The 7808-nt window shown below is 67.3% G+C and carries 7 protein-coding genes and 1 pseudogene; all 8 read right to left on the reverse strand.

Going from position 1 to position 7808, the window contains the following annotated elements; genetic code table 11:
- Positions 1 to 93 (reverse strand): hypothetical protein (locus VN856_RS28890; RefSeq protein WP_414686945.1); only part of this gene is annotated, 93 nt, incomplete at its 3' end.
- Positions 94 to 152: 59 nt separating this feature from the next.
- Entirely contained in the window at positions 153 to 1046 is an 894-nt protein-coding gene (locus VN856_RS13300; RefSeq protein WP_325689723.1) for a 3-methyladenine DNA glycosylase, read from the reverse strand.
- Complete coding sequence (locus VN856_RS13305) at positions 1039 to 2091, reverse strand: hemolysin family protein (RefSeq protein ID WP_325689725.1); 1053 nt, start codon at positions 2089 to 2091, stop codon at positions 1039 to 1041. Before VN856_RS13305 ends, VN856_RS13300 begins: the two co-directional genes overlap by 8 nt.
- Entirely contained in the window at positions 2091 to 3455 is a 1365-nt protein-coding gene (locus tag VN856_RS13310; protein WP_325689726.1) for a hemolysin family protein, read from the reverse strand. The genes VN856_RS13305 and VN856_RS13310 overlap by 1 nt, the downstream gene beginning before the upstream one ends.
- Positions 3456 to 3639: 184 nt before the next feature.
- On the reverse strand, positions 3640 to 5076 hold the full coding sequence (locus VN856_RS13315; protein ID WP_325689728.1) for a GuaB1 family IMP dehydrogenase-related protein: 1437 nt from the start codon (positions 5074 to 5076) through the stop codon (positions 3640 to 3642).
- Positions 5077 to 5112: 36 nt separating this feature from the next.
- Positions 5113 to 6570, reverse strand: a complete 1458-nt coding sequence (gene gndA / locus VN856_RS13320) for an NADP-dependent phosphogluconate dehydrogenase (protein ID WP_325689730.1) — start codon at positions 6568 to 6570, stop codon at positions 5113 to 5115.
- A gap of 117 nt (positions 6571 to 6687) precedes the next feature.
- Entirely contained in the window at positions 6688 to 7641 is a 954-nt protein-coding gene (locus VN856_RS13325) for a M56 family metallopeptidase (protein WP_325689732.1), read from the reverse strand.
- Between the two features lie 14 nt (positions 7642 to 7655).
- Positions 7656 to 7808 (reverse strand): annotated as a pseudogene (locus tag VN856_RS13330) (transcriptional regulator); the annotation flags it as partial.

Genomic DNA, 7808 nt, shown 5'->3' on the forward strand with positions numbered 1-7808 from the left:
GTCTATGTCGGTGCCGGGCAAAGCCTCGGTGTTGACAAAGTCGTACAGCGCTTGAGCGACGCGCAGGTTCCCCACCGACACGCGATCCGTCATGTTTTTCCTCCGCACTTACCTATCGAAATCAAGTGTCAGCCTACCGGCCAGCAGCGCAACTACCGGCAACCGGCGGCCTGCAGCAGCAGGTCACACCGTGCCAGCAGCGCTGCTCGCAACGGCTCAGCACGTGTGGCGATGGCCTTCTGGCAGCGCACGTACTCGGCACGGCCCGCCGCGTCCTCGACGGCGATCGGCGTGTATCCGTAGCCGCTGAGGTCATACGGGCTGGCTCGCATGTCGATCTCACGCGCAGCCGCAGCCAATTCCAGGCAGTCGAGCAGCGTCTCGGAGTCGATCAGCGGGCTCAACTTGTACGACCATTTGTACAGATCCATGTTCGCGTGCAGGCAACCGGGCTGCTCCCACTCCTGCTGCGTGGCGCGGCTGGGAGAGCCCGCGTTGCGTGGCACGGCGTCGGGGGTGAAGAAGCGGAACGCGTCGAAGTGGCTGCACCGCAACGGTCCGGCGACCTCGGCCTCGACCACGGTGTCGGTGCCCGTTGCGCCCAGCCGCAGTGGCACGCGGTCGTGGCGTACCTCGCCGCTGCGGTAGACCATCGCCCACTCATGCAGCCCAAAGCAGTTCAGCTGCGCGGGCCGTCGCGCGGTCGCTTGCAGCAGATCGGCCACGAACGAAATGGTCTCCACCCGGCTACGCAGGTAGTCATCGCTCACGGCGACACCGGACAGGTCGATGGTGTAGCCCCGGCGAGTCCGGTATCGACGGACCGCTTCGCTGCCAGTCAGCACCACTCCATAGCCGGGATGCCAGCAGCGCAGTTGCCTCGGTCGCAGGCTGTAGTAGCTGAACAGGAAGTCCCAGACCGGATGGGGCTCGCCGACGTGTGCCCGTCTGGCGTGCGGGGCCACGAAGCTTTCGACGCGCGAGGCATATTCGGCGGCGCGAGCCGTCCAGTGCTCGACATCCAACTGGATGCTCGTACTACGCACGGTGTGTTCCGTCACGCACCAGGCCGACCAGATCACGCACCAGATCCTCCAGTGCCACCATGGCCACCACGGAGCCGTCTTGACCGGTGACCAACGCGAGGTGACTGTTGGTACGGCGCATCCGCGACAGCGCCTCGGGCACCGTCAGCGATTGGGAAACCCGCGGCAGCGGCCGGACGCTGGCCAGGTCGATCACGGCATGCGGGTCGCCGGCCAATGACAGCACGTCCTTGATGTGCAGATAGCCAACGAATCCATGGTCGGCGTCGACCACCGGGAATCGCGAGTAACCGGTTGCGGCCAAAGCCTTTTCGACGATGCCGACCGTTGGCCCAGAGCCGGCGGCGGCCACCGGCACCGCCTGGATCTGACCGACCGGTACGGCCACGTCGGCGACTGTGCGATTGCGGATTTGCAGCGCCCGAGTGAGCCTGTTGTGCTCCTCGGGATCCAGCAGGCCCTCCGACACCGACTCGGCGATCATCTCGCTGAGCTCGACAGTGGACACCGCGACCTCGAGCTCGTCGCGGGCCTGCACCCGCAACGCGCGCAACGTCACACCCGTGCACCAGTTGTAGAACGTCAAGATCGGCCGGACCGTGCGCACGTAGGCCAAATAGGCCGGAATCAGCAGCATCGCCGCCTTTTCCGGGCCGGCGATGGCGATGTTCTTCGGGACCATCTCGCCGAGCAGCACATGCAGTGTCACCACGATCGCCAGCGCCACCACGAGCGACAGCGTGTGCAGCAGGGTCGGCGAGACGCCGAGCAGGTCGAACGGCCGCCGCAGCAGATCGGCGACCGCGGGCTCGCCGAGCCGGCCCAACATCAGCGACGCGACGGTGATTCCGAGTTGGGCCCCGGCGAACATCAGCGGAAGCTGCTCGCCGGCCCGCAGCGCGGTGACTGCGCTTGATCTGCCCTGTTCGGCCAACGCCTCCAGGCGATCCCGTCGCGCGGAGATCAGGGAGAACTCCGCGGCCACGAAGAACGCGTTCGCGCCCACCAGCAGCATGGTCGCCAACAACGCGAGCAGGTCGCCCATCATCGGCCTCGCACGGCGGCGGAATCGGCGTGATCGGGCAGCTGGGTCAGCTCAAGCAGGTCGATGCGGCGGCCGTCCATTCGGACCACTCTGGCGTGCCAAGCCGAGGTGTGCGGGAGGCCGTCGTGCTCGTATCCACCCAGCTGCACCTCGTCACCGATGGCCGGAATGCGGCCCAGCTGTTGCATGACCAGCCCGCCGATCGTCTCGTATTCGCCCTCGGGGGCGTGGTAGCCGGTCGCGGCGGCCACCTCGTCGATGCGCAGCAGACCGGACACCCGCCAACCGTTGCCGACTGCAACCACGTCCTGTGCTGCGTCGTCGTGTTCGTCGCGGACGTCGCCGACGATCTCCTCGATCAGGTCCTCGACGGTCACCATGCCCGCGGTGCCGCCGTACTCGTCGACGACCATCGCGGTCTGCAGGTCGTTGGCGCGAATCTGTCCCATCAGCGCGTCGCCGTCGAGCGTGGAGGGCACCTTGGCGACGGGCTGCGCCACGGCGGTGACCAGTGTGAGCTCCCGCTCGGCGGCCGGCACTCCGAAGACCTGTTTGACGTGCACGATGCCAACGGTCTCGTCGAGGTCACCATCGACGACCGGGAATCGCGAGAAGCCGCTCTCGGCGGCGGCGTCCACCAGATCTGCGACGGTGTTATCAACTTGCAGCGCAACGATTTTCGACCGCGGCGTCATCAGCTCCTCGGCGGTCAGATCACCGAATTGCAGCGACCGGTCCAGCAGCGCCGCGGTGGCGGGGTCCAGCGAGCCGCTGCGAGCCGAATTGCGCACCAGCGACACCAGTTCCTGCGCCGAACGCGCCGACCGCAGTTCTTGCGCGGGCTCGATCCCGAGCTTGCGCAGAACCCAGTTGGCCGCACCGTTGGTCAGCCGAATCGGCCACGTCATCAGCCAGGAGAACAGCAACTGCAATCCGGCAACCGCGCGTGCCGTCTGAAGTGGCCGCGCCACGGCAAGATTTTTCGGGACGAGCTCACCGAAGATCATCGACAGCGACGTGACGACCAGCAACGTCACAAAGGCGACGACCGCGTTGGCGACCCGGTCGGGCACGCCGAGCGCGTTCATGGCCGGGTGCGGCAGCTCGGCGACCAGCGGCTCAGTCAGGTAGCCGGTGATCAGCGTGGTAATCGAGATGCCCAGCTGCGCTCCGGACAGCTGGAACGACAGGGTGTGGTGGGCCCGGCGCACCCACCGGTCGCGCCGACCGCCGTTGCGGGCGTTGGCATCGACCGTGCTGCGCTCGAGTGTGGTGAACGAGAACTCAGCCGCGACGAACAGTGCGGTGCCGGCGGTGAGCAGCACGATGGCCAGCAGGCTGAGCAGGGTGACGACGAGATTCATCGTGGCCACCTGCAAGAAGGAGGCTCCTCGGAGTCGGCGTCACACACGCCGGACGGCGCGGGTGCCTGCGGCACGGGAACCCTTCCTTCGACGAACCACGGATGATGTGACCTTTGATGGTAGCGAAGGCGCGGCGCGCGCAAGCACGCGTTGCCGCGTCGACACGCCCGTCAACCGATGTGGTTCACCACCCAAGCGGCAGCGGGTGGCCTTCGGCGAAGCCCGCCGCGGATTGCACACCGACCACGACCCGGTCGTGCAACTCGGCCAGCGTCGACGCACCGACGTAGGTGCAGGTGCTCCGCACGCCGGAGGTGATGTGGTCGAGCAGATCCTCGACGCCGCCGCGGGCCGGGTCCAGCCCCATCCGCGACGTCGAGATTCCTTCCTCGAACAACGCCTTGCGGGCCCGCTCGAAGGCGCTGTCGCCCGCTGTGCGGGCGACCACCGCGCGCTTGGACGCCATGCCGTAGCTCTCCTTGTATGGCCGGTTGTCGCGGTCGCGCAGGAGGTCGCCGGGGGACTCGTAGGTACCCGCGAACCAGGATCCGATCATCACGTTGGACGCGCCGGCCGCCAGCGCCAGGGCCACGTCGCGCGGGTACCGCACTCCGCCGTCAGCCCACACCTTGGCGCCGAGCTGCTTTGCGGCCGCAGCACATTCGAGGACAGCGGAGAATTGGGGCCGGCCGACGCCGGTCATCATCCGGGTGGTGCACATCGCGCCCGGACCCACGCCGACCTTGACGATCGACGCGCCGGCGTTGACCAGGTCGCGGGTGCCGTCGGCCGACACCACGTTTCCGGCGACCAATGGCACACCCAGGTCCAGCGAAGCGATCGACTTGATCGCGTCCATCGCCTTGATCTGATGTCCGTGAGCCGTGTCGACGACAACCAAGTCGACACCGGCCTCGGTCAGCGCCTGCGCCTTGGCGGCCACGTCGCCGTTGATCCCGACCGCGGCGCCGATGCGCAGTCTGCCCTTCGCGTCGACCGCCGGCGAGTAGATGCCGGCCCGGATCGCACCGGTCCGGGTCAGCACACCGGCCACTGTGCCGTCGGCGCCGGTCAGCACCGCGACATCGACCGGGGCGTGCTCGAGAAGTTCGAAGATTTCTCGCGGATTCGTTCCCACCGGAGCTTTGACGAAGTCGGTGATCGCGATGTCGCGAACTCGGGCGAAACGGTCGACTCCGTCGCAACACGATTCGGTGACCAGTCCGATCGGCCGTCCCTCGAATGCGACGACCGCGGCCCCGTGGGCACGCTTAGAGATCAGCGCCAGCGCGTCCGACACCGAATCGTCCGGAACCAAGGTCACCGGGGTGTCGACGACCAGGTCGCGGCTTTTGACGAAATCCACCGTCTGATGCACCGCGGCGATCGGAAGATCTTGTGGCAGAACAACAATCCCGCCGCGGCGGGCCACCGTCTCGGCCATTCGCCGGCCCGCGACCGCGGTCATGTTCGCCACCACCACCGGGATGGTGGTGCCCGAGCCGTCGTTACTGGACAAATCGACGTCGAAGCGTGACTCCACATCCGAGTGGCTCGGCACGATGAAGACGTCGTTGTAGGTCAGGTCGTACGCGGGACGGTGCCCCTCCAGAAACCTCATCGCCCCTGATTATCCCCCTTGGCCCAGTGATGGGGGCTAGGCGGGGACTTCGCTGCGGTCGCCGCTCCAGAGGGTGTGGAAGCGTTTGTCGGGATCGTCGTCGATGCGGCCGTAGGTGTGCGCTCCGAAGAAGTCGCGCAGACCCTGGGTCAGCGCCGCGGGCAGTCGCTCGGTGCGTAGCGCGTCGTAGTACGACAGCGCCGAGGAGAAGCCGGGGATCGGGATGCCGAGTTCGGTGGCCTTCACCACGACACGTCGCCAGCTGTCGATGGCTTCCTCGATGGCGGTGCGGAAATATGACGCGACGACCAGTGACGGCAGATCGGCGTCCTCGTCGAACGCCTCCTTGATCCGGTTGAGGAATTTGGCCCTGATGATGCAGCCGCCGCGCCAGATGGTGGCCATGTCACCGGGCTTGATGCCCCAGTTGTATTCGGCGCTGCCGGCCTGAATCTGGTTGAAGCCCTGGGCATAGGCGATGATCTTGGAGGCGTACAAAGCCTTGCTGACGTCGTCGATGAACTGCGCAGCGTCCGTTGGCTTCTCGCCGAGGTCACCTGATGCCAGTCCGGTGGTGGCCTTGCGCTGCGCCACCGATCCCGACAATGCGCGGGCGAAGACCGCTTCGGCGATCCCGGTCACGGGCACGCCGAGGTCGAGCGCGGACTTCACCGTCCAGCGGCCGGTGCCCTTCTGCTCGGCCTCGTCGAGGATGACGTCGACCAGCGGCTTGCCGGTCTTGGCGTCGGTCTGACGCAGCACCTGCGCGGTGATCTCGATGAGGAAGCTGTCCAGATCGCCCTTGTTCCATTCGGCGAAGACGTCCGCGATCTCGGGTGCGGTCTTGCCGAGGCCGTCGCGCAGCAGTTGATAGGCCTCGCCGATCAGCTGCATGTCGGAGTACTCGATGCCGTTGTGCACCATCTTGACGAAGTGACCGGCGCCGTCCGGGCCGACGTGGGTGCAGCACGGCACGCCGTCGACATGCGCGGAGATCTCTTCGAGCAGCGGACCCAGCGACTTGTAGGACTCGGCCGGACCGCCGGGCATGATCGACGGGCCCTTCAGTGCCCCCTCCTCGCCGCCGGAGATGCCCGCGCCGACGAAATGCAGGCCGCGTTCCCGGATAGCTTTTTCGCGGCGAATGGTGTCGGTGTAGAGCGCGTTGCCGCCGTCGATGATGATGTCGCCGTCTTCCATCGCGTCGGCGAGCTCGTTGATGACGGCGTCGGTCGGGTCACCGGCCTTGACCATGATGATCACCCGGCGCGGCTTCTCCAGCGCGTCCAGGAATTCCTCGATGGTCTCCGACCGGACGAATTTGCCCTCGTCGCCATGCTCCTTGAGCAGCGTGTCGGTCTTGGCGATCGACCGGTTGTGCAGCGCCACGGTGTAGCCGTGGTGGGCAAAGTTGCGGGCGAGGTTCGAGCCCATCACCGCCAAGCCGGTGACGCCGATTTGCGCGGTCCCGGTCTTTGAATCCGACGAGCTCATGTGTGCGCCTCTCGTTTCGTGACTGCCATCCAACGCCCCGCTCCGAACACTGTGGCACAGCGGGATTCAGGTATCTGCAAAGTATCGCCAAAGCGAGGTGATTGCCCGGTTGGCGGGTTAGGCAGCGGTGAACAGCCGGTGCAGTTCGGTGAGCCAGGGGATAGCCAAGGCCACGGTGGGCACGATGAGCACCGCCGCGGCTGCGAGGTAGGCGGCTGTCGACACCCACAGGCTGTTGCCGCTGCCGGACAGCCGACGGACCCGCAACAGGGTGTGCGTGCCGCCGGCGGCCAGAGCGCCGAGCGGCGTGCGGCCCGACGCGCAGGTCACCAGGGCGCGAGCCAGGGGAGCACGGCCGGCTACCCGCACCGCCGCGTCGTCGGCCAATAGCTCGGCCAGCAGCTGCACCGCGTCCAAAGCGCTTGCGCTGCGGACGAATCGGGGAAACGCGGCGTGCGCGGCGGTGAACGCCTCGAGCACCAGATCGTGTCGGGCACGCAGGTGGGCACGCTCATGGCCGAGGATCGCGGCGACTTCGGCCTCCGCGAGCGAGTCCAGGGTGCCCTCGCTGACCACCACACGGCCACGGACACCGGGCAGGCAGTACGCCAGCGGCTGTGCCACCTCCAGCACACGCAGGTCGCGGCCCCGCGCGCAGGCCCGCACGGAAACCGCGTCCGACGACATGCCGAGCAGGTCAACCAGCATTCGGTGATGGGCCCGCCGTCGACGCGTCGAGACGGCGACTCGGATGACCGCCACCGCCAGCCGCGCTCCGATCAGCAGCGTCAGCGCGAAGACCCCGACGTCCAGTAGCCACAACGGCCAACCGAGCCGACCGATCTCGGCGGCCGGACTCGCGGTCGGCCGCCCGTCAGCTCCCGGGACGAACAACCGGCTGGCGATCGCGATGCCGGCGCTGAATGCCGACAAGACTGCGGCAACCGCAATCGCCTGCCAGAGCACCATCGCTGCGCGGGGGGCACGCAGCGGCCAGGTCGCGCGAGCAAGCAGGGCAGGCACCGGGCCGACCAGCATCACCGCAAGCGTGGTGAAGGCCAGTCCGGACACTTTTTCAGTCTCCCTTAGTCCTCGGGCCGAGCGCTACCAGGCGGCGCTTTCCGATGACCTGATTCCAATTCGTCGAGCGCACGCCGTAGCGCCTCGGCTTCGTCGGCGCCGACCCGTTCGACGAAGTGCACCAACGCGGCCTGACGGTCGCCGGTGTCCGCGGCCTG

The sequence above is a fragment of the Mycobacterium sp. genome (assembly GCF_035603715.1).
GTDB lineage: Bacteria > Actinomycetota > Actinomycetes > Mycobacteriales > Mycobacteriaceae > Mycobacterium.